Source organism: Echinicola soli (assembly GCF_006575665.1).
Lineage (GTDB): Bacteria > Bacteroidota > Bacteroidia > Cytophagales > Cyclobacteriaceae > Echinicola > Echinicola soli.
This window is the reverse complement of record NZ_CP041253.1, coordinates 4,956,796-4,979,227: the sequence shown is the minus strand read 5'-3', so window position 1 is coordinate 4,979,227 and position 22,432 is coordinate 4,956,796. Positions and strand designations below refer to the sequence as shown.

General features: G+C 45.3%; 13 protein-coding genes. 12 read left to right on the top strand and 1 reads right to left on the bottom strand.

Features of this window, described 5'->3' with window-relative positions; translation table 11 throughout:
- The first annotated feature begins 8 nt into the window (after window positions 1-8).
- The 10 genes from FKX85_RS19325 to FKX85_RS19280 all read left to right on the top strand — a co-directional run bounded on the left by FKX85_RS19325 (window position 9) and on the right by FKX85_RS19280 (window position 16,466).
- Complete coding sequence (locus FKX85_RS19325) at window positions 9-968, top strand: glycoside hydrolase family 43 protein (protein ID WP_141616286.1); 960 nt, start codon at window positions 9-11, stop codon at window positions 966-968.
- Between the two features lie 65 nt (window positions 969-1,033).
- Entirely contained in the window at window positions 1,034-1,870 is an 837-nt protein-coding gene (locus FKX85_RS21580) for a sialate O-acetylesterase (RefSeq protein ID WP_141616285.1), read from the top strand.
- A gap of 12 nt (window positions 1,871-1,882) precedes the next feature.
- Window positions 1,883-3,802: an alpha/beta hydrolase-fold protein gene (locus FKX85_RS19315; RefSeq protein WP_141616284.1), complete on the top strand. Its 1,920-nt coding sequence runs from the start codon at window positions 1,883-1,885 to the stop codon at window positions 3,800-3,802.
- A 123-nt stretch (window positions 3,803-3,925) separates the two neighbouring features.
- A complete protein-coding gene (locus tag FKX85_RS19310) occupies window positions 3,926-5,872 on the top strand; it encodes a glycoside hydrolase family 97 protein (RefSeq protein WP_141616283.1) in 1,947 nt (648 codons plus the stop codon).
- Window positions 5,873-5,883: 11 nt separating this feature from the next.
- Entirely contained in the window at window positions 5,884-7,245 is a 1,362-nt protein-coding gene (locus tag FKX85_RS19305) for a glycoside hydrolase family 43 protein (protein ID WP_141616282.1), read from the top strand.
- Between the two features lie 13 nt (window positions 7,246-7,258).
- Window positions 7,259-8,626, top strand: coding sequence for a glycoside hydrolase family 43 protein (locus FKX85_RS19300; protein ID WP_141616281.1), 1,368 nt, complete (start codon window positions 7,259-7,261; stop codon window positions 8,624-8,626).
- Window positions 8,627-8,759: 133 nt separating this feature from the next.
- Window positions 8,760-10,505, top strand: a complete 1,746-nt coding sequence (locus tag FKX85_RS19295; protein WP_141616280.1) for a glycoside hydrolase family 43 protein — start codon at window positions 8,760-8,762, stop codon at window positions 10,503-10,505.
- Between the two features lie 206 nt (window positions 10,506-10,711).
- Entirely contained in the window at window positions 10,712-12,337 is a 1,626-nt protein-coding gene (locus FKX85_RS19290; RefSeq protein ID WP_141616279.1) for a glycoside hydrolase, read from the top strand.
- 156 nt (window positions 12,338-12,493) lie between these two features.
- Window positions 12,494-13,420 (top strand): alpha/beta hydrolase, encoded by a 927-nt coding sequence (locus tag FKX85_RS19285; protein WP_394345023.1) that lies wholly within the window; start codon window positions 12,494-12,496, stop codon window positions 13,418-13,420.
- 331 nt (window positions 13,421-13,751) lie between these two features.
- Window positions 13,752-16,466 (top strand): glycoside hydrolase family 3 C-terminal domain-containing protein, encoded by a 2,715-nt coding sequence (locus tag FKX85_RS19280; RefSeq protein WP_229239692.1) that lies wholly within the window; start codon window positions 13,752-13,754, stop codon window positions 16,464-16,466.
- 344 nt (window positions 16,467-16,810) lie between these two features.
- Here the strand turns inward: FKX85_RS19280 and FKX85_RS19275 are convergent, their stop codons facing one another.
- The gene (locus tag FKX85_RS19275) at window positions 16,811-18,718 is read right to left on the bottom strand and encodes a 7TM-DISM domain-containing protein (RefSeq protein WP_229239691.1); all 1,908 of its coding nucleotides are present in this window, start codon (window positions 18,716-18,718) and stop codon (window positions 16,811-16,813) included.
- 489 nt (window positions 18,719-19,207) lie between these two features.
- Here FKX85_RS19275 and FKX85_RS19270 point away from each other — a divergent pair, with 489 nt between their 5' ends.
- Window positions 19,208-20,389, top strand: coding sequence for an endo-1,4-beta-xylanase (locus FKX85_RS19270; RefSeq protein WP_141616277.1), 1,182 nt, complete (start codon window positions 19,208-19,210; stop codon window positions 20,387-20,389).
- Window positions 20,390-20,541: 152 nt separating this feature from the next.
- Window positions 20,542-21,696 carry a glycoside hydrolase family 43 protein gene (locus FKX85_RS19265; RefSeq protein WP_394344989.1) on the top strand — a complete coding sequence of 385 codons (1,155 nt, stop codon included), beginning with the start codon at window positions 20,542-20,544 and terminating at the stop codon, window positions 21,694-21,696.
- Window positions 21,697-22,432 lie beyond the last annotated feature (736 nt).

Genomic DNA, 22,432 nt, shown 5'->3' with positions numbered 1-22,432 from the left:
TTAGTTTGATGAAAACGATAATTTATTTGATTCTTCTTTGTTGCACAGGGATTTTCGGAAAATCCTATGGACAGAACCCTATTATTCGTGACGTTTTTACCGCCGATCCCGCACCTTTGGTTTACCATGATACCGTCTTTCTGTATACTAGTCATGATACGGCCTCGGTAGATGCTACCAACTACCAAATGAAAGATTGGTTGGTTTTTTCCTCTACGGACATGGTCTCGTGGACCAACCACGGTGCCCCACTTTCCCCAAAGACATTTACCTGGGCAACAGGAGATGCCTATGCTGCCCATTGCGTGGAGAAAGGTGGGAAGTTTTATTGGTACGTGTCCACTTTCCACAAAAATGATGATCGCAGCAATGGAGGAGCGGCTATAGGAGTGGCCGTTTCCGATAGCCCTACAGGCCCTTTTCAGGACGCTATTGGTGAAGCTTTGATCGTCAATGAAATGACTACAGATAATGAGCATGGTTGGGACGATATTGATCCGGCCGTTTTCATTGATGATGACGGGCAGGCTTATATCTATTGGGGAAACGGAAGCTGCAAATGGGCGAAGCTCAAAGACAATATGGTCGAACTGGATGGGCCGATCCACCATTTTAAGCCAAAAAATTTCATAGAAGGCCCTTGGGTATACAAAAGAAAAGATCGCTACTATTTGGTCTATGCCAGTGCAGGTACCGAACCGGAAATGATAGAATACTGTACGGCCACCAGCCCGGAAGGGCCTTGGGAATACCAAGGCATCATCATGGAAAATGTACCCAACTGTTTTACCGTACATCCCGGAATCATCGCATACAAGGACAAGGATTACTTCTTTTACCACAACGGCGTATTACCAACTGGAGGCAGTCACCGAAGGTCCATATGTGTGGATTATATGTACTATAATCCTAATGGGACTATCCAAAAAGTAAAGCAGACCAAAGAGGGTGTAAGCCCAGTAGAATAAGGGAGTGGTCTTAACAAGACATCATTTACCGAAACTAAATCATCAAAAAACCTTAAAACAACAACATGAAACTATTATTGGGGAAATTCTTATTGATAGTGGTCATTTTGGCCTTAGGACATTCTGGCCATGCGCAGGACAAGAATTTTTATGTTTTTCTTGCTTTTGGCCAGTCCAATATGGAAGGAGCAGCAAAGTTTGAAGAGCAAGATGCCCAGGTGGATCCAAGGTTTCAGGTGCTGCAAGCGATCGATTGTCCAGACCTGAAACGGGAAAAGGGCAATTGGTACCCTGCCGTACCGCCCTTGACCAGATGCCATACGGGATTGACACCAGTGGATTATTTTGGAAGGATCTTGGTAGAAAACCTACCGGACAGTATCCGTGTAGGGGTGATCAACGTTTCGGTGGGAGGTTGTAAAATTGAGCTTTTTGAAAAGGATAACTACAAGACCTACGTGGAAACGGCTCCAGAATGGATGCTAAATATGATCAACGCCTATGATGGCAACCCTTACCGGCATTTAGTGGATTTGGCAAAGAAGGCCCAAAAAGAGGGGGTGGTCAAAGGGATATTGCTCCATCAGGGAGAATCCAACACGGGGGACAAACAATGGCCAAAAAAGGTGAGGGGGGTGTATGAAAACCTCCTTTCAGACCTGGACTTGGTCGCAGAAGAGGTCCCTTTACTTGCCGGGGAAATGGTCAGTGCGGCACAAGGAGGGAAATGTGCGAGTATGAACGCCATATTGGCCACTTTGCCAGTGGTGATTCCCTCGGCACATGTGATTTCTTCAGAAGATTGTGAGGCCATTTCGGATGGATTACATTTTTCAGCAGCAGGATATCGAAAACTGGGTAGACGATATGGGAACCAAATGCTTTCAATTTTAGGATATTAATATATACGGACCATGAAAAAAACAACCTATTTCTTGATCATCTTCATGTTGAGCGCAGCTGGTGGATACGCTCAGCAATTGGAAAAAGAAGCTCCCGTGGGTTTTGACCAAGTGCAAGGGGCTATTGCCCATGGAAAACTGGATACGGTGGAGTATCATTCAAAAACAGTGGGCACTGCCCGTAAAGCGGTTGTTTACACTCCGCCAAACTTCTCCAAGAATAAGAAATACCCCGTCCTGTACCTGCTGCATGGGATTGGTGGAGATGAAACCGAATGGTTGCGCGGGGGCCAGCCACAAGTGATCATGGATAACCTTATTGCAAAAAAAATGGCCGAACCCATGATCATCGTGATGCCCAACGGACGGGCCATGAAAGATGATCGTGCCACGGGAAACATCATGGCCAAGGATAAAGTGGAGGCCTTTGCGACATTTGAAGATGACCTGCTTGATGACCTGATTCCGTTTGTGGAGGATACTTATCCTGTTCTGGCAGACCGTGAGCATCGTGCTATCGCGGGGCTTTCGATGGGAGGAGGCCAAACCCTGAATTTTGGTTTGGGGAACCTAGGGGAGTTTGCCTGGGTGGGGAGTTTTTCGGCTGCACCAAATACAAAAAGCCCGGAGGAACTTGTCCCAGATCCTGAAGCCACCAAGGAGCAATTAAGGTTGCTTTGGATCTCTTGTGGTGACCAGGACGGCCTACTTGGGTTCAGCCAGCGCACCCATGACTATTTGTCCAACCATGATGTGCCCCATATTTTTTATATCGAAGAAGGTGGTCATGATTTTAAGGTATGGAAAAACGGCCTTTACATGTTTTCCAAGCTTTTGTTCAAGCCGGTGGACCAATCCAAATTCGACCAGTACAGTCCATTGGGAATGCCTGCGGAGACCAACGTAAGAGGAGCGAAATACCCACAAATCATGCCGGATGGAAGGGCCAAGTTTAAGGTAAAAGCACCAAAAGCTGACAATGTCCAGCTCGACCTGGAAAAAAAATACCCTATGGCCAAAAATAAAGAAGGGGAGTGGGAAGTGACCACAGATCCATTGGGAGAAGGATTTCACTATTATTCCCTGTTGATCGACGGTGTGGCGGTGGCTGATCCTGCAAGCGAAACGTTTTATGGCATGGGAAGGATGGCCAGTGGTATTGAAGTCCCTTTCAAGGGAGACGATTATTATGCGGTTAAGGACGTTCCCCATGGGGAAGTCAGGCGAGTAAGGTATTATTCGTCTGTATTACGGTCATTGAGAAGTTTTTTTCTTTATACCCCTCCCGGCTATGACCAGGACACCGACCGGGAATACCCAGTGCTTTACATCTTGCATGGAGGAGGAGAGGATGAAAGGGGATGGGCGCAACAGGGCAAGACAGACCTTATCCTTGACAACCTTATTGCCGAAGGAAAGTCCAGTCCGATGCTGGTGGTCATGCCAGATGGAAATATGCCCGTCGCTGCATTTGAGGAGAGAGGGTTGCAGCTGTTCGAAAACGAGCTGAAGAATGCCATCATCCCACATATGGAGAAACACTATCGAGTCCTGGAAGGAGCCGAAAACAGGGCATTGGCCGGGCTTTCCATGGGAGGAATACAGACACTTTATGTGGGGATAAACAATACTGATCTTTTTTCCTGTCTGGGTGTGTTCAGCTCAGGATGGATCTCCCAACGGCAAAGTACCATCGCCGAAGGCCAGTATGGCTTTATGAAGGAAAATACAGAAAAGATCAACAATGACTTAAGCCTTCTTTGGATCTCCATGGGCGGAGAGGAAGATATCGCCCATGACAACTGTGAGAAAATGCTTGGGGAGTTTGATAAGATGGGGATAGAGTATCGCTACAGTGAATATCCCGGAGGCCATACCTGGCCGGTGTGGAGACATGATCTTTACGCCTTTGCTCCTTTGCTTTTTCAATAGGCTCCCATAGTTATGAATTCAAAAAATTAGTTATAAAACCTGGCTGGTTTTGGATCCCTTTTAAATTATAAAGAAAAGAAAAGAAAAGAAAATGCCATATCCAAAATATTCAACATTCCGAAAATGAAAATTATCTCTTTCCCACTTCTATTTGCCTTTATCATGGTGCTAACTGTGGAAGCGGGTGCACAACATCCCAAGACCGTTTCCAGTCCTGATGGCAACCTTGAAGTCGTCGTGTCTGTCAGCAGCGGCATGGCCCAATATGCGGTTCATTATCAGGATAAAGCAATGCTGGAGAATTCCCCTTTGGGACTGATCACCAATGAGGGGGGATTTACCTCCAATGTGAGTTTTGTAGATGCCAAAATGGATGAAGTCAATAAGCACTACACCCAAGATAAGATCAAGGTGTCTAATGTGGCGTACCGGGCCAATACCTTGACCTACACGGTCAAGAATCAAGAAGGAAAACAAATCGCTTTTCATTTTCAAGTGAGTGACCATGATATCGCATTCCGGTATGAATTGCACAAATGGGAAGATACCAGGGCAACCGTGATAGAGCGGGAATTGACCGGGTTTCGGTTTCCTGCAGAAAGCTCCGCCTTTCTTTCTCCCATGATGAAGCCGATGACCGGCTTTGCCCGTACGGCTCCCAGTTATGAAAGTGGTTATGTAACGGATGCTGATCTGGAAAGTACTACTGCGGAATTTGGCTATGTTTTTCCAGGGCTATTTAAAATCGCGAAAAATGGGTGGGTATTGCTATCCGAAACCGGAGTAGGCAGCAATTATAATGGGGCACACTTAAGTAGCTTCAAAGATGGAATGTACACCGTGGAATTTCCCCAAATGGAGCAAAACAATGGTTTTGGCAGCACGGGCGCCCAAATAGGCCTCCCCGGCTATACCCCGTGGCGGACGATTACGGTAGGGGAATCCCTCAAGCCGATTGTGGAGACTACCGTTCCGTTTGATGTGGTGGAGCCACTATATGAAGCCTCCCAACCTTACCAATATGGGAAAGGCACCTGGAGCTGGATTGTCTGGCAGGACAACAGTATGAACTACGCCGATCAGGTGAAGTATATTGACCTGGCCGCGGCCATGGGTTTTGAATATATCCTGATCGATGCCTGGTGGGATGAAAGGATAGGCTATCAAAGAATGGAGGAGCTCATCCAATATGCCCATTCCAAAAATGTGGGTGTCTTCCTATGGTACAATTCCAACGGGACAGCCAATGATGCCTTTCAGACACCGCTGAACAAGATGAACACGTCCATCGCCAGAAAGCAGGAAATGAAGTGGCTGGAAGAGGCTGGGGTAAAAGGATTGAAAGTGGACTTTTTTGGTGGGGACAAGCAGGAGACCATGCGTATGTATGAAGACATTCTCGTGGATGCCAATGATCATGGACTGATGGTGATGTTCCATGGAACGACCCTTCCAAGGGGTTGGGAGAGGATGTACCCCAATTTTGTAGGGAGTGAGGCAGTTCTCGCTTCTGAGATGCTTGTTTTTTCCCAGGATGTCAGGGAAAAGGAAGCGTTTTATGCCTCGTTGCACCCATTTATCCGAAATACGGTGGGCAGCATGGAGTTTGGTGGGGTTTTGCTCAATAGATTTCTCAACAGGGGAAACAATAAAGGCCAACAGCGCTTGACCACCGATAGCTTCCAATTGGCCACAGGGGTGCTTTTTCAAAATCCCGTGCAAATGTTTGGGCTGACACCAAACAACCTGACCGACGTACCGGCATTTGAGTTGGACTTTTTAAAAAGGCTGCCCACTACCTGGGATGAAACGGTCTTTATTGATGGGTATCCGGGAAAATACACCGTGCTGGCGAGGAGAAGTGGAAAGCATTGGTGCATCGCCGGCGTCAATGCTGAGAGCAGTGCCAAGACTTTGAGAATCGATCTTCCTATGCTAAAAGGACAGCAGGTTTCCCTGTATAATGACGACAAGAAAAGGCAACCGACACTCCATACCGTTGAAGTCGGGGAAAGTGGTGAATTGACCATTACGATCCAGCCAAGGGGAGGTTTTGTATTAACGCGCTAACTAACAGCAAAATGAAAAGAATCTATAAGAAACTGGCATTATCAGTGTTCATGATGGGGGTGATTTGTCTGAAAGCCAAATCCCAAAATCCGATAATACAGACAAAATTCACTGCTGATCCGGCTCCGTTGGTTCACAACGATACTGTTTTTCTATATACCGGTCACGACGAAGATGATGCATTTGGCTTTAAAATGCGGAACTGGTTGCTCTACACATCGACCGATATGGTCAATTGGACCGATCAAGGAGTTGTGGCATCCCTGAAAGATTTTGAATGGGTTCCGAATGACAATGGAGCCTGGGCATCTCACTGTATAGAGCGTAATGGAAAATTCTATCTCTATTGTCCTATGCCTGGTGGAGTAGGTATAGGGGTTTTGGTTTCGGATAGCCCTTATGGGCCGTTCAAAGATCCTATTGGAAAACCTTTAATCAAAAACAGTGACCATGACATTGATCCTGCCGTGTTTATTGACGATGATGGACAGGCATACCTATATTGGGGAAACCCTAAGGTTTACTACGTGAAATTGAATGATGATATGATTTCTTACTCGGGAAAGATTGTTCAAGATTCTTCTACGCCAGATAATTACCAAGAAGGACCCTGGGTTTGGAAACGAAAAGGGAAATATTATATGGCTTACGCCTCGACTTGTTGTCCGGAAGGTATCGGTTATGCCATGAGCAATTCTCCAACGGGGCCGTGGGAGTACAAAGGGATGATAATGGAGGGGGACAAACGCTCAAACGGAAACCATCCGGGAATTATCGACTACAGAGGTAAGCCCTATGTGTTTGGGTTTAATTATAATATTCTGAAACAAACGATGTCAAAGCATTACGAAAGGCGCTCCATTTGTCTGGAAGAGTTGACCTACAATGCTGATGGGACCCTTCAGAAACACCTTTTTTGGTCCAAGAATGTTATGCAAGTGGGTGCTTTTGACCCGTATGACCGCATCGAAGCAGAAACGATGGCCTGGAGTGAGGGTGTTAAAACAGAATTTGCCACTGAGTGGGAAAGGAATATCGCCTGGGACAAAGGAAAAAAGATTGCAGACCGATTGTTTGTTACCTCCATTCATAATGGAGATTATATCAAGGTGCAAGGTGTAGATTTTTCCGATGGTCCAAAGGCGATTGAGGTAAGTGTTGCTTCATTGTATGGAGGGGAAATTGAAGTCCGTGTCGGCAATATTGGTGGGCCGTTAATCGGAACGGTTAATATAGATGCCAAAGGTCAAGGTGACATCTGGAAGACCGTGACTGCACCGGTAAACGATATTAAGGATGTCCATGACCTGTTCTTTGTGTTTAGAGGAGAAAAGGACTTGTTCAATTTTGATTGGTGGAAATTTACTAAATAGAAAACCCTGATAAATGATGAAATTTCTTTTCAGAATAATCACAATATTCGTGCTTATTTCAGGTACGGGCATTATGCAAACAAAAGCACAAAACCCAATTGTCCAGACCAGTTACACAGCAGATCCCGCACCCATGGTGTACCAGGATAAACTCTACCTTTATACCAGCCATGATGAAAATGGATCCACTTGGTTTACCATGAACGACTGGAAGCTGTACACGACCGAGGATATGATCAACTGGACAGATCATGGAGCAGTACTGTCCTACAAGGATTTCAGCTGGGGTAAGATGAATGCCTGGGCGCCTCAGTGCATTGAGCGGGAAGGTAAATTCTACATGTATGTGCCCATTACCAGTCATGAAAACAAAAACGGCATCGGTGTAGCGGTGGCCGATAGTCCTTACGGCCCTTTTTTCGATCCTTTGGGAAAGCCGCTGATCTATAACAGCATGGCCGATATTGACCCGACTGTTTTTGTGGATGATGACGGGCAGGCTTACTTGATCTGGGGAAATCCTGTTTGTTATTATGTGAAACTGAATGAGGACATGATCTCCTACCAAGGGGAAATCCAACAATTTCCAACTACCACCGAGGCCTTTGGAAAAAGAGAAGGAGACCCGAAAAGGCCTACAACCTACGAAGAGGGACCATGGATGTACAAAAGAAATGGACTGTATTATTTATTGTTCGCCGCAGGGCCTTTGCCCGAGCATATTGGTTATTCGACCAGTGAGCATCCTACGGGCCCCTGGGAATATAGAGGGGTACTGATGCCTACAGAGGGGGGGAGTTTTACCAACCACCCTGCAATGGTGGACTTTAAGGGGAAGACCTATTTCTTCTACCATAATGGTGCCTTGCCGGGTGGAGGAGGATTCACCCGGTCGGTTTGCATAGAAGAGGTGAAGTTCAATGAGGACGATACCATTGGTCCCCTCAAAATGACCAATGGTATCTCCAAAGGCCTTTCGTTACTGAATCCATACAGGAAGAACGAGGCGGAGACCATGGCTTGGTCAGAAGGGATCAGTGCAGCAAAAAATAAGGTGGTGGGCAATTTTATCAAAGTGGATTATAGCGGAGCCTATTCGGTGGTGAAAGGTGTGGATTTTAGAGACAGTGGTGCTGAGATGATCAATGTCAGGGCCGGAACCACCCATAATGGGAACGTAAGCATTGAGGTAAGGCTCGATAGTCTGGAAGGTGAACTTATCGCTGAAGTGGCTGTGCCGCTTACCGGTGGCAGTGACCGATGGGCACTGGTCAATGAAGCAATAAAGGAAGTTTCGGGCGTACATGACCTTTACTTTGTGTATAAAGGAAATGCCCCTAAAGACATTTTATATTTTGATTATTGGATGTTTTCTGAATAAAGCAATAGGCAACCTGCCAAACTTGTCCTGCCAACCCGTAAAGAGACCACGATCAAGGCACGGAGCAGTGGCCTGAATGGTCGGGCAGACCCTTTAACCAAAAATATATTGAATCAATCTTAAGACAATAAAAATGAAAAATCAACCTATTATCCTATTGGCTTTTTTGTGGGCAATTTTTGCCTCTAATCAAGTTTTGGCCAGACAAAATACTGAAAGCAGCCCGTTGTTTACCCAAGTGATCTATCAGGGAAATGATCGGGTTTACGAGGAAAATCCACTTGGACCGGATGAATTTTACAACCCTATCCTCCAAGGCTGTTACCCTGACCCGGCCATCGCCAGAAAGGGGGATGACTATTACCTGGTCGCTTCCTCCTTTGCCATGTTCCCTGGGGTGCCTATTTTCCATTCCAATGACCTGGTGAACTGGACCCAGATCGGCCATGTATTGGACAGGACTTCGCAGTTGGATGTGCATGATACGGGAATAAGCGGGGGAGTGTATGCTCCAGACATCCGATATAATCCTTACAATGACACGTTCTATATGATTACTACCGCATTTGCCGGAGGTTTGGGAAATTTCGTGGTCAAGACCAAGGATCCGAAAAAAGGCTGGAGTGACCCGTATAAATTGAATTTTGAGGGTATTGACCCCGCCATATTCTTTGATGAGGACGGCAAGGCCTATGTGGTGCACAATGACGCCCCGGCGCAGGGAGAAGAATTGTATAACGGTCACCGAGTAATCAAGCTTTGGGAGTATGACCTGGAAAAGGACCAGGTTATTGCCGGAACGGACAAAGTGATTGTAAATGGCGGTGTGGACTTGGCCAAAAAGCCGATATGGATCGAAGCGCCACATATTTACAAGAAGGACAATAAATATTATTTGATGTGTGCCGAGGGAGGCACCGGTGGCTGGCACAGTGAAGTGGTTTTTGTCAGTGATGACCCAAAAGGGCCGTACAAACCTGCACCAAGCAACCCGATTTTGAGCCAGCGCCATTTGTCACAGAACCGACAAAACAAAGTGGATTGGGCGGGTCATGCGGATTTGACCATAGGACCTGATGGTAAATACTATGGTGTTTTCTTGGGCATTCGACCCAACGAAAAAAACAGGGTAAATACCGGGCGGGAAACGTTTATTCTCCCAGTGGATTGGTCAGGTGACTTTCCGGTTTTTGAAAATGGATTGGTGCCTATGGAGCCCAAACTGAAAATGCCCAAAGACGTGGAGAACAAAACCGGGCAGGAAGGTTTTTTCCCTAATGGCAACTTTACTTTCACAGAAGATTTTACTTCCGAAAAACTGGACTATCGTTGGATCGGGTTGAGAGGCCCAAGGGAAGCCTTTATTGCCAAAACCAACGACGGTCTGCAGATCAAACCTTTTAATGCCAATATCAAAGAGGTCAAGCCTACTTCCACGCTCTTTCACAGACAGCAGCATAAGAATTTTTCCTTTACTACTACCATGGAATACCAGCCCCAGTCGGAAAAAGACCTGGCAGGGTTGACCTGTGTGCAGAGTGAGGCCTTCAACTATGTGTTTGGGATTACCAAAGTAGGAAAGAAAAATGTATTGCTGCTGGAGCGGACTGAAGCACAGGGCAGAGGAAGAAACCGTGAGGTAGAGTCTGAAATCTTGGCGAGTACTGAAATTGATCTCAAAAACCCTATTTCATTAAGAGTGAGCGCCAAAGGAGATGATTTCGAATTCAGCTATTCCACCAACAGAACGGATTTCCAAAACCTGGGTGGAACCGTGTCCGGGGATATTCTTTCTACCAATGTGGCAGGTGGATTTACGGGTAATATGATCGGCCTGTATGCCACCAGAGCCAATGATGCAATACCTGTTTTAGAATAGGAATTTCTAAAAACCTTCCAGGTTTTATGTGTTTCAAGTTTCACTATTTCAGGAGTCTGCAATTCCAAACCTGCAAGGTTTACTTACCAATAAAAAAACAATTGACCCTAAGCCATGAAATCGAGCATGAGAAAGAATATCACACAGAGGGACGATTATCAACCATACGAGATTCCATATGACCGTTGAAAAACTTTTATAAACATATGAAATACCTATTCAAACCTATCAACCTTAGGAAGTGGGGACTTTATGTCCTCACTCCTTTAATGATGCTGTCCTGTGTGGAGGATACTGACAAAGTGGATAAAGCAGCCCTGCTCGAATGGGAAGCGGAGACTTTGTCCGAAGAAGGACTGCCCGCAGGTGGTGGCAGTGTTTCTGTGAACGTGGATTGGGCTTATACCCAATGGAATATCCGGGTAGAAGAAGTGCTGGAAGGAGAGGATTTTATCGATCAGATCACGCCCAGAACTGCCGGCAATGTTTCCATTGAGGCTACTAGCACTGCAGTAACGATCCGATTGAAAGAGAATCCCCAGCCGAGTCAAAATGTGGTGCGGTTGGAGCTGCGGTCTTTGGATGAGGATATCAGCCATTCGGTGGTGTTGACCCAGGCCGCTAAAGAAATTGATCCGGTGATGGTTCACCTCGATCCCAATACCCGTTTTCAGACCATATCCGGTTTTGGCGGGGGCAATATGATGTGGGGTTTTGATTATTTGAATGCCGAAGAGATCAAATTGGCCTTTGGCACTGGAGCGGGGGAGCTAGGACTTTCCATTTACCGGGTTAGGCTTTCGCCGGTTAGGGAAGACTGGCCGGCCTTGGTAGAGACGGTAAAAGAAGCCCGGAAATATGGTGCAAGAATCATCGCTTCCCCCTGGTCTCCACCTGCGGCATTTAAAAGTAATCATGACCTTATTGGAGGCCATCTTTTGGAAGCGCATTATGCCGACTATGCAGATTACCTCAATGATTTTGTCCAGTTTATGGCTGGAGAAGGATCGCCGGTGGATGTGGTTTCCATTCAGAACGAACCAGATATTCAGGTAAGCTACGAATCCTGTGACTGGACGGTTGACCAGGTGTATGATTTCATTAAAAACCACGGAGACGCTATCCAAGGAGCCCAATTGACTGCTGCCGAATCTTTTAACTTTAAACAATCCTATACCGACCAAATCCTAAACGATTCCGATGCTTTAGAAAACCTGGACATTGTGTCTGGTCATATTTACGGGTCCGGTTTAGCACCTTATCCTCTGGCCGAGGAAAAAGGGGTGGAAGTATGGATGACCGAATACCTGATGAACCAAAACAGTGGAGTGGACATCAATAACTGGAATACCGAGGAAGCGGTCATTTGGGAGGAATCCATGGGTATGCTGGAAACCATCCATGGTGCCATGACCTCCAATTGGAATGCCTATATCTGGTGGTATATCCGCAGGTTTTATTCCTTTCTGGGCGATGGAGAGCAGGGAACTTCGCGGGAGCAGACCTTACGCAGAGGCCATGCCATGGCCCAATTTGCCAAATATGTGCGACCGGGGTATGAAAGGATCTGGGCCAACTATACGGGTACCAGTGCCAATCTTGGAATCACCGCCTATGAGGGGAATGATCAAGTAGTAGTCGTACTGATCAACTGGGAGGAAAACCCTTTGCCTGAAGTATGGTTGGATCTGCCCGTCAATATCAGCGAAGCGGTTTCCTATACCACATCTGTGACAAAGATGCAGGAAGAGACCAAGTTGACTTTGGGAGAGGAAACCGTAACGGTGGCACTTCCTGCTAAGAGCATTACCACGGTGGTGATGGATAAGTGATACGGGGGAAGCACAAGTGCAGGCTAGGGGATGATTATGAAATTGCCTGCTGGCTCGATGGAAGGGACTTGGAGAAACCAGCTTTTATGAGACCAAATCCTATGATATACACGATTAATTTTAACCTATTTAAATAACTTGATGATGTTATATATGATGAAAACCCTCGCTAAAACTGTCCTTACAGGAGTATTGCTCTTTTGTGCCAAAGCTACAATGGCGCAGGATGGAACCATTTACCCACTTGACAACCCGGAGGAACCCAATGCAATCCCACTTGGTACAGGAGGTGTGGAAGACCAACCTTCTCCGGAGACCTGGTTTCGTCAATGGGGCGACCCGATGGCCAGAAATATCAGTACCGCCACCCTAACCCCTTTCTTCCCGGAATCCGGCAAGGCTAACGGTACTACAGTGATCGTAGCGCCCGGAGGAGGGTTTAGATGGCTTTCCTTGGATAATGAAGGCTGGGAAGTGGCTGAAGCGCTAGCCGAGCAGGGGATCACGGCATTTGTGCTCAAATACAGGCTTCATCCGACCCCCGAATCCTTGGAAGACTTCAGCGATTCTATGAATAGAACCTTTGATGAAGCATCCAAATCGACCAAAGACGGAGAAGCTCCTCCACGACCTCGCAGGAACCTGTCCGATCAACTTGAAGATGCAGAAGCTGCCTATGCCATGATTGTTGAGCGTGCCGAAGAGTGGGGAGTAGATACCGACAGGATAGGCATGATCGGTTTTTCGGCAGGTGCCGGACTTACCATGCACTGTACACTCAACTCGGAGACCATGGATTTGGCCTTTATCGGTCCGGTCTATGGGGGTATGGGAGAAGTAGATGTGCCAGCGAATGCGCCTCCGATGTTCAATGTAATTGCCAGTGATGATTTTCTGTTCAACGGACAATTTGGTGTGATCCGCTCCTGGTTCCAAGCGGGTGTACCGGTAGAGTTTCACCTTTACCAAAATGGTGGTCATGGTTTCGGCCTGGGAAACCCCGATCGTACCAGTAACCGTTGGTTTGAGGCCTTTATGCACTGGTTGGATGTGAATGGCTTTCTGAAGGGGGAGGACAGGTGAGTCCTGAAGAGCGGAGATGAAAGTAACCCTATACCTAAAACCCTAACATCGGACATCTAGCACGCTCAGACGTTGGGTTGGATGTCTTATGATGAACGGGAAGCGTTTTTATCCAAGGAAATTGCTTTGGGCCAATTGGAAGAACATATTACGACCATTGTGTTCCGGGTACAAGGGAGAGGTAAATGCCTAGGACATGGTAAAAGAAGCCCTTTACGATTGGGATCCCGACGAGGTGATCTTTTACAGGGAAGATTCTCCATGGTACAAAATGATAGGAGATTAGAAAAAAACAGAAAAATGATTTCATCAAAATGACCTCATTATGAAAATGAAAACTTTAGAAAAACCACCAATACCCAAAATAGGGTTTTGTTTTAGTACCATTAGATTTAGGTTCTTTAAACTAGGGTTGCTGTTATACTTAATGACCGGAAATATGGGTAGCCATGCCCAAGAAAGCGAGCCTGATTTTTCCTTTTTGGACATCGATAAAAACTTCGAAGAGCGGGTGGATATTTTAGTAAATCAGATGACACTTGAGGAGAAAGTCAGCCAAATGATGAATGATTCCCCGGCCATTCCACGCCTGAAAGTACCCCAATACAATTGGTGGAACGAATGCCTTCATGGAGTGGCCAGGGCAGGGTATGCCACGGTCTTTCCCCAGTCCATTTCTGTAGCTGCCTCATTTGACAAAAACCTTTTGAGTGAAATAGGTTCGGTTATTTCGGATGAGGCCAGGGCCAAGCACCATGAGTTTATCCGAAATGGCAAACGGGGGATTTACACCGGGCTGGATTTTTGGTCGCCCAACATCAATATCTTTCGGGACCCGCGATGGGGAAGGGGACATGAAACCTACGGAGAGGATCCTTACCTTACCGGCGAGTTGGCTTCCCGGTTTATTGAGGGATTGCAGGAATATGATGGAAAGTACCTAAAGACCATTGCTACCTCCAAGCATTTCGCAGTCCATTCCGGGCCAGAACCGCTTCGCCATTCTTTTGATGTGGATGTGAGTGATCGGGACCTATATGAAACCTATCTTCCGGCATTCCGCAAAACAGTAAAGGAGGCAGGAGTGTATTCCATCATGGGTGCCTACAACCGGTTTAGGGGAGAATCATGCAGCGGCCATGATTTTCTGTTGAACGAGGTGCTAAGAAAGCAGTGGGGATTCGAAGGCTACGTGGTGTCGGACTGCGGGGCTATTCAGGACATTCAGACAGGACATCACCTCGCCAATACTGAAGCGGAAGCTGCCGCTATCGGGGTTTCAGGTGGCTGTGACCTGAATTGTGGAAGTTATTATGTCCACCTGACCGAAGCGGTAGCCCAGAGCTTGGTAAGTGAAGAGGAAATCGATACAGCAGTGAAAAGATTGTTCTTGGCCCGGTTCAAACTTGGGATGTTTGATCCTGAAGATGTGGTTTCCTTTGCGCAGATTCCCTTTGGCATAGTCTGTTCGGAAGCGCACAATACCCTGGCTAGACAAGCGGCCCAGAAAAGCATGGTGCTGCTTAAAAACCAGGATAATTTACTGCCCTTATCGGTGGATCAGGTCAAAAGGATAGCGGTAATAGGTCCCAATGCGGACCACGTAGAGTCACTTCTTGGAAATTACCATGGCATCCCCAAAAAGCCGGTCACCTTTCTGGAGGGAATAAAGCACAAAGTGGGACCAAAGGCGGAGGTGCTGTACTCAGCAGGTACACATCCTGCAGAAGGTTTTTATAACCTAAAGCCCATTCCTTCCGCCTATTTTGAAACCGATGATGGACGTCAGGGACTGGAAGCTTCCTATTACGATAATGTAAATTGGGAGGGAGAACCGGTTTTGGAGCGTATAGATGATCAAATTGATTTTTCATGGGAACACCAGCCCATCTCCAAAGAATTGGTCGATAATTTCTCGGTGAAGTGGAAAGGATACCTGGTGCCTCCGGCAAGCGGCCGATATGAATTCGGAGTGTTTTCAAAAAGGGGCATGAAAATACGGATCAATGGAAAGGAAATATCGAATGGGGAAGGCACCATCCACCGGGGCAGATATGCCACCGATATAGTTTCTCTGGAAGAGGGGAAAAGGTACAGAGTTGAGGTGAGCTACTTCAGTGATGAGACCAATGCCCTTGCCCAGGCGCTATGGGCAAGACCGGATGTGGACAAAATGGATGAAGCGGTGGCACTGGCAAAAAGTGCCGACTTGGCCGTGGTAGTGCTGGGATTGTCCCAAAGGCTGGAAGGGGAAAGCATGGATGTAGTCACCCCGGGGTTTGATGGAGGAGACCGTACCACCATCACCCTGCCGGCCCAACAGGAAGCTTTGCTCAAGGCGGTGAAAGCAACAGGTAAGCCCGTGATTTTGGTATTAAATGCGGGCAGTGCCATGGCCATCAACTGGGCAAAGGAAAATGTGGATGCTATCATCAGTGTCGGTTATCCTGGAGAGGAAGGGGGAAATGCACTTGCAGACGTAATGTTCGGGGATTATAACCCTGCTGGTAGATTGCCCATTACCTATTATCGGTCCGTTGAGGATTTGCCACCATTTGAAGATTATGATATGAGCGGTAGAACCTATCGATATTTTGAAGGAGTACCACTCTATCCATTTGGCTATGGGCTCAGTTACACTCGTTTTGAGTATTCGGACCTGACAGTCCCCTCCCAGGTAAAGGCGGGAGAAGAAATGTCAGTCCATGTAAAGGTCACCAATTCCGGAGATAGGGCAGGAGATGAGGTGATTCAGTTGTACCTGACAGACCAAGAGGCTTCCACCGAGAGGCCTATTCGGCAGCTGGAGGCATTTGAACGAATACACCTAAAACCGGGAGAAAGCAAAGTGGTGAAATTTACCCTATCTCCCAGACAGCTTTCCATGATCAATGAACAGTCCAAAAGGATCATCGAGGAGGGGACGTTCAAGGTTCATGTAGGGGGCGAGCAGCCTGGATTTAGCGGTGATCTGGACGCGGAATCCACAGAGGTAGTGAGTGGGGAAGTACTGGTCGTAGGGAGTCAGGAACTTGCAGAACTTTAGTCGGTGTGTCACTTTTTGTGGTAACCTGAGTTTTATAATATTAAAAACGTCATTTCGAACCTGTCTGCCCAAGATGGCCCTTTTTAGGAGGGTTTGGCAATCCCGAAATACTGAAACTGCCGCGGCTTGCTCCCTTTAAATCTCCCTCTAAGCCCTGTTTGGCTCCAGACAAGCTTGCAGTGACGCTTTTAAAATCGAACTGAAGTTGGTGGTTCCAAGGCTATAAAAACCGTGCTGGTTTTAGAATACATCATTGTCCCAAGCAAATTTGGAAGGGACAATGATGTATGGCCCCCTGCGTTTTGATAGGAATCCCTAGAAAGCAAGGAAGAGGACCGGGGCTTTTACTCCAAATGGACCAAAGCCAAGGTTTCCCAACCGCTGAGATCTTTATTATGCCCGACTTTCTCCATGGCCTGGGCAATTTTGTTCTTGAATGCCCAACAGGTTTCCCTTCTTAGGTCCAAAATTTCGGATAGTTCATTTAGGGTAAGCTCTACATCCTTTCTGTTGGAGAGATACAGGATGTAAAAGGCCTTTTCGATGGGGAATTTCAATTTATGGAACAAGGTGTCCGCGGTAGGAGATTCATAATAATTACAGTTTTTGCACCTGCGTCCATGGTTCCTGCTTTCAGTGGATTTGTTGTACCCACACTTTTTACAGATGAATTTTTGTTGCCATTTTAATTCTGACAGGAACTTTAGACAAGTTTCTTTGTCCGGAAAGACTTTTTTGAAATCCTCAAATTCAAATCCTTTCATCAAGGCCATGTCCTTGGTGATTTCTTCCACATTGCTCCGAAGCTTGTCGTTGTTTTCTTTCAGGTATCGATTGATATTTGAAATCTGGGTATTCAACTCTTCAAGCTTGAGGTTGGTGGTCTGGAGGGCAACATTCTTCTGGGCAAGGTCAGATGCCATGTTCTCGATTTCCTCCGTTCGCTCTTTTACCTTTTGATGGAGCTTGTTGTTCATTTCATAGGTTACCCGGTTTTTTTCTTCCAGGGCAGTTGTTTTTTCCAGGTTGGCCTTTTTATACTCTTCCTGTAAATATTTGATCTGGTTAAGGATGGAAAGGGAAAACAGGACCATTTCCACAATGATGACCGGGTGGACAAAATACCAGTTTAATACAGGATCATTGAACAGTGCAAAGGCACGGGTATAGCTGTGGATAATGATAAGAAAAAGACATACATAGGCCAACGTATAGGATAATGAAAACCTGCCCATGGAAAGAAGTGACCTTAGGCCAATGGTGAACGGAACCAGTAAGATCAGAAAGGATATGACCATATAGGGTATGGCATCCATGACCAGTCCATAATTTTGATTTAAGAACATGCCCACCATGATGGCTATGGCAGCCAACGTCAGGGACCTGAGTTTAGGGTTCTTCTTATATTTTTGGACAAAGAAATAAGAGAAAAGCAAGGTGGAGATAATGACAAATAGCTCCGTCAAGCTACTGAAATTGGTGATCGAGTTAATGCCGGGGACTGATGGCCATAAATACTGGAATCCAAGGCCGTCCCTACCAAGGGAAAACCAAATGCTGGATAAGATCAAAATAGAGGAAAACAGGTAGAGATTCTCCTTTAATTTTACCACAAGGTATAAGTGAAGGGTGAGAATGAGTAGCAAAATGCCATAATAAAGCCCCAAAAAAAAGTATTCATTTAGGGAATGGGAGATAAATTCATCATTGGTTCGTAGGTGGAACGAAAAGGTCAAAGGATAGCTTCTCCTGATTTTAATATAATAGGTTTTGGTCTCTCCAGGACGGATATTGAGAAAGTAATTGAAATTTTTATGCAGGATATCCCGGTCTCCAAAGGGATAATCGTAGCCAGCTTTCATAGGAAAATAGCCTTTGTCCCCTTGCGGTGAATAGAAGGTGATCTCATCAAGGTCATATCCCCAGGATTCGAAATACCAGCTGTAATGGTCGTTCTGTTGATGGTTGGCCACTGTCATCCTGATCCATATAAAATCAGCAATGTTTTCATACACAATATGCGGGTCAGATATGTGCCTGAACATTTCCTGAAAACCAGGAGAGGTCACCTTTTTGATATCCAGTGTATTGGTGGTATCAACGAAATAATCAAGACGTTGAATGATTTCAGGAATCCATTTGGAATCCTTTTGCAAATCAATTACAGATCGTTCTTGGCCAGCTGCATTTGCCGATACCAATAAAAACATCGATAGAAATATCCATAGAAAATGAGAGAGTAGTCTAATCACGGTTATTTTGCTGGGTTGATGACATAAAGTGGTATTGAATATAGTGATATCTACGATTTCTACCTATGCTATTTTGCCTTTAGGTAAAAAATTCCTAATAACTAACCTTGAAAAGGTAATTTGACTCCGAGGGAGAATTGCTGCTCAGCGTGTTCAGGTGAGTTTTATTTAAGTAATAAAACTTATAAATCGCTGGTTATTAGCGGTTTGATTTATCCGCAATAACAATGGCTCGTTCTACATGTTCTATCTGCACGGTTTATTCCTGTTTTTCCTTTTTTAGGATAGCCTAGAACTGCCGACGGTAGCGGTATAGATAGATTTTTTCTCTTCATGTAAGCGATTATAATTATGTATAATACTGATAATGAATGTATTGCAATGATTTGTAGGGTTTTTATCTAATCTTGGATGAAGGTATATTTGGTTATGCTTAAGTGGGGGAACCCTAATTAAAAAAGCAATTGCCCGAAACAACCTAACTAAAAAATGAAAATTTACCTCATCCCTATCTCACTGTCTGTCATATGGTATGGCATCTATTTACCCTTAAGGAATTTTGAAAATACATCAGGGATTAAAGACCTGTTTGCCGGAGATTTTTATATCGGAACGGCATTATCCGGTCGTGATGTCCAAAATCAGTCCCAAGAGCTGATGGTGCCACTCAGGAGTAATTTCAATAGCCTTAGCCCTGAGAATTTATTGAAATGGCAAAGTATCCACCCAGAGCCTGACAGATTCAATTTTGATCGGGCAGATAGGTACGTTGAAATGGGAGAAGGTATGGATAGTCACTTGGTTGGCCATACCCTGGTATGGCATAAACAAACACCTGATTGGGTTTTTCAGCATAAAGATGGGACGGGCAGGTCACGTGAGGAACTATCCTTCCTGATGAAAAGCCATATCCAAATGGTAATGCGTCGCTACAAAGGAAGGATTGACATATGGGATGTGGTCAACGAAGCATTTACAGATGATGGCCAATTTAGACGGTCAACCTGGTTCAATGTATTGGGAGAAGATTTTATAAAATTGGCGTTCGAAGCTGCCCATAAAATCGATCCACAAGCAGAATTGTACTATAATGATTATAATGTTTGGAAACCAAAGAAGACTGATGGCATCCTGTCCTTTGTTTCAAGAATGCGCGAGGAGGGCGTAGAAATCCATGGTATTGGCATGCAATGTCATTTGGGCCTGGAGTACCCAACCATAGGGCAGTTGGAGGAGGCCATCCAGAAAATTGTGGACCGCGGGTTCAACATTTCCATAACAGAACTTGATATCGACGTATTGCCCAATCCCAGTGGCCGCCAAGGTGCTGATATAGACGCCAACTTCCCTTATGAAGCCCAATATGATCCTTATCAAAATGGCTTACCCAATGAGTTGAAAGAAATGTTGGCCAACAGGTACCGGGATATTTTCAAGTTGTTCCTGAAATATAAGGACCATATAGACAGGGTGACTTTTTGGGGCGTAAGGGACCAGGACAGTTGGCTGAACAATTGGCCAATTCCAGGAAGGACAGCTTATCCGCTGTTTTTTGATCAAGACTACAGATTAAAAAAATACCTTTTCGATAAATTGTTGCATTTGAAGAAAACCTATAAGAATGGTACCAAAATACAACAGGCTTTCCAAGGTCAACTTTCTTTCAAGTAAAAGAAATGCAAAATCTGCTTTATTGGCTATGGAAAATAGGCTGGGCAATTGGTCAGTGTTGGATTAACAGAAACGATTTCCCTTGACGCAATTTGATTGCTTTTAAAAATATGTGGTTTAAGGATTGTAGTTGAAATTTATTAATTTATATCATGAGAAAAACGAATTTTCATTTTATTATCGGTAAACCCTTGGTGTTTACATTTCGATTTAAGCATCATCGGTACTTTTGGATGGCCGCTGCAACGATGATGGCTTGCAAAAGTAAACCTGTTGAACAGGATACTCAGGATAATGCGGATTCCACGGAGGTATCCTATCTTCATGAACCACTGATCCAATCACCTTATACGGCGGATCCATCCGCTCACGTATTTGAAGGTAAAATATTCATTTATCCTTCCCACGACGTGGAATCCGAAGTGGAAGAGGATGATACAGGCGGGCATTTTAACATGAAGGATTACCATGTGTATTCGATGGATAGCCCCACCGCAGAGGTAGTGGACCATGGTAAGGTGCTCGATGTTAATGAAGTAAAATGGGCCAAAAGGCAAATGTGGGCTCCGGATGCTGCCGAAAGGGACGGGAAATATTTCCTGTATTTTCCTGCTAAGGATACGGCAGATATTTTTAGAATTGGCGTCGCGGTGTCTACCAGTCCTAGTGGTCCTTTTGAACCCATGGATAGGCCTATATCGGGTAGTTTTAGCATTGACCCGGCCGTATTTAAGGATGACCAAGGAGAGTATTATATGTATTGGGGAGGAATTTGGGGAGGGCAGCTCCAAAAATGGAGGACAGGAAAATATCTTTCGACCAGTGACAGTCCCTATGCGGATGAACCCGCAGATCATGAACCGGCGATTGCTCCTAAAGTAGCCAAATTGGCTGATAACATGATCGAGTTTTCGGAAGAACCACGGGAGGTGATTATTTTGGACAAAGGAGGTGAGCCTATTAAAGCGGGAGATCATGATAGGCGATTTTTTGAGGCAGCATGGGTACACAAACATGCAGGGACCTATTATTTCTCCTATTCCACGGGAGATACGCATAATATCGCTTACGCAACGGGTAGCAGTCCCTATGGTCCGTTTACCTACCAGGGAGTGATATTGGAGCCCGTACAGGGATGGACAAATCACCATTCCATAGTAAAAGTGGACGATCAGTGGTACCTGTTCTACCACGACACCCAATTGTCCGGGAAGACCCATCTAAGGAATATAAAAATGGCGTCGCTGGAACATCTGAATGATGGGAGTATAAAAACCATAGACCCAATGGGCAATATGTCCAAATAAGAGAGCGATAGGGATATGGTAGTAAGAAAGTTAAATTTCGTGTTTCATGATCATTTAGGGTTATACTAGATTTGAAAATCGGGAAGGGGTCCTTCCTGATTTTTTCCAAAGCTATCAGCTATATCGATGCACTTTGGTATGGAGCAATAAATGACAGTAAGGTGTTATTTAAAATAATACGACTTCTTTTCATCTTAAAGACGAGCGGCATCTATTTGATTCACATTTTCTAATAGAGCACATCGAAAACTTTCTTTAAGAGTAAAAATGCCAGCTCCAAAGAAAGGTGAGATACATTAAAAACACCAAGGTAAGTTGGTATTAGTTAATATGTAGTATGGTGATTTGCATAGCCATGTTCATATTAGGGGTTTATTAGTTCAAAAACCAGAATGGAGGTCCTTTCTGGTTTTTTAATGTTCAAGAAGCGAATAAAATTATGGAGGTCATAAGTGGATTTATACATTTATGTTCGATATAATCAGCTGTAAGGTTGTTTTTGAAGGATAATATAACACTAGTTTCCATATTGTCCCTTACCCATGGGCGGCAGGGGAGGCCTTCAGGGAGAATATGTTTGTGAAGGCTGCATAGGAAAGGATATTGGGCTGTCGCTAGGGTTTATAAACGTGCTGAAAGTCCAGATGTACTTCATCAACAGGGGTTGGCTGTAATGAAGGGTATACCTAAAATGATTCGTTCTGAGATAAGGAAAATTCTTTTTTGGTATATAACA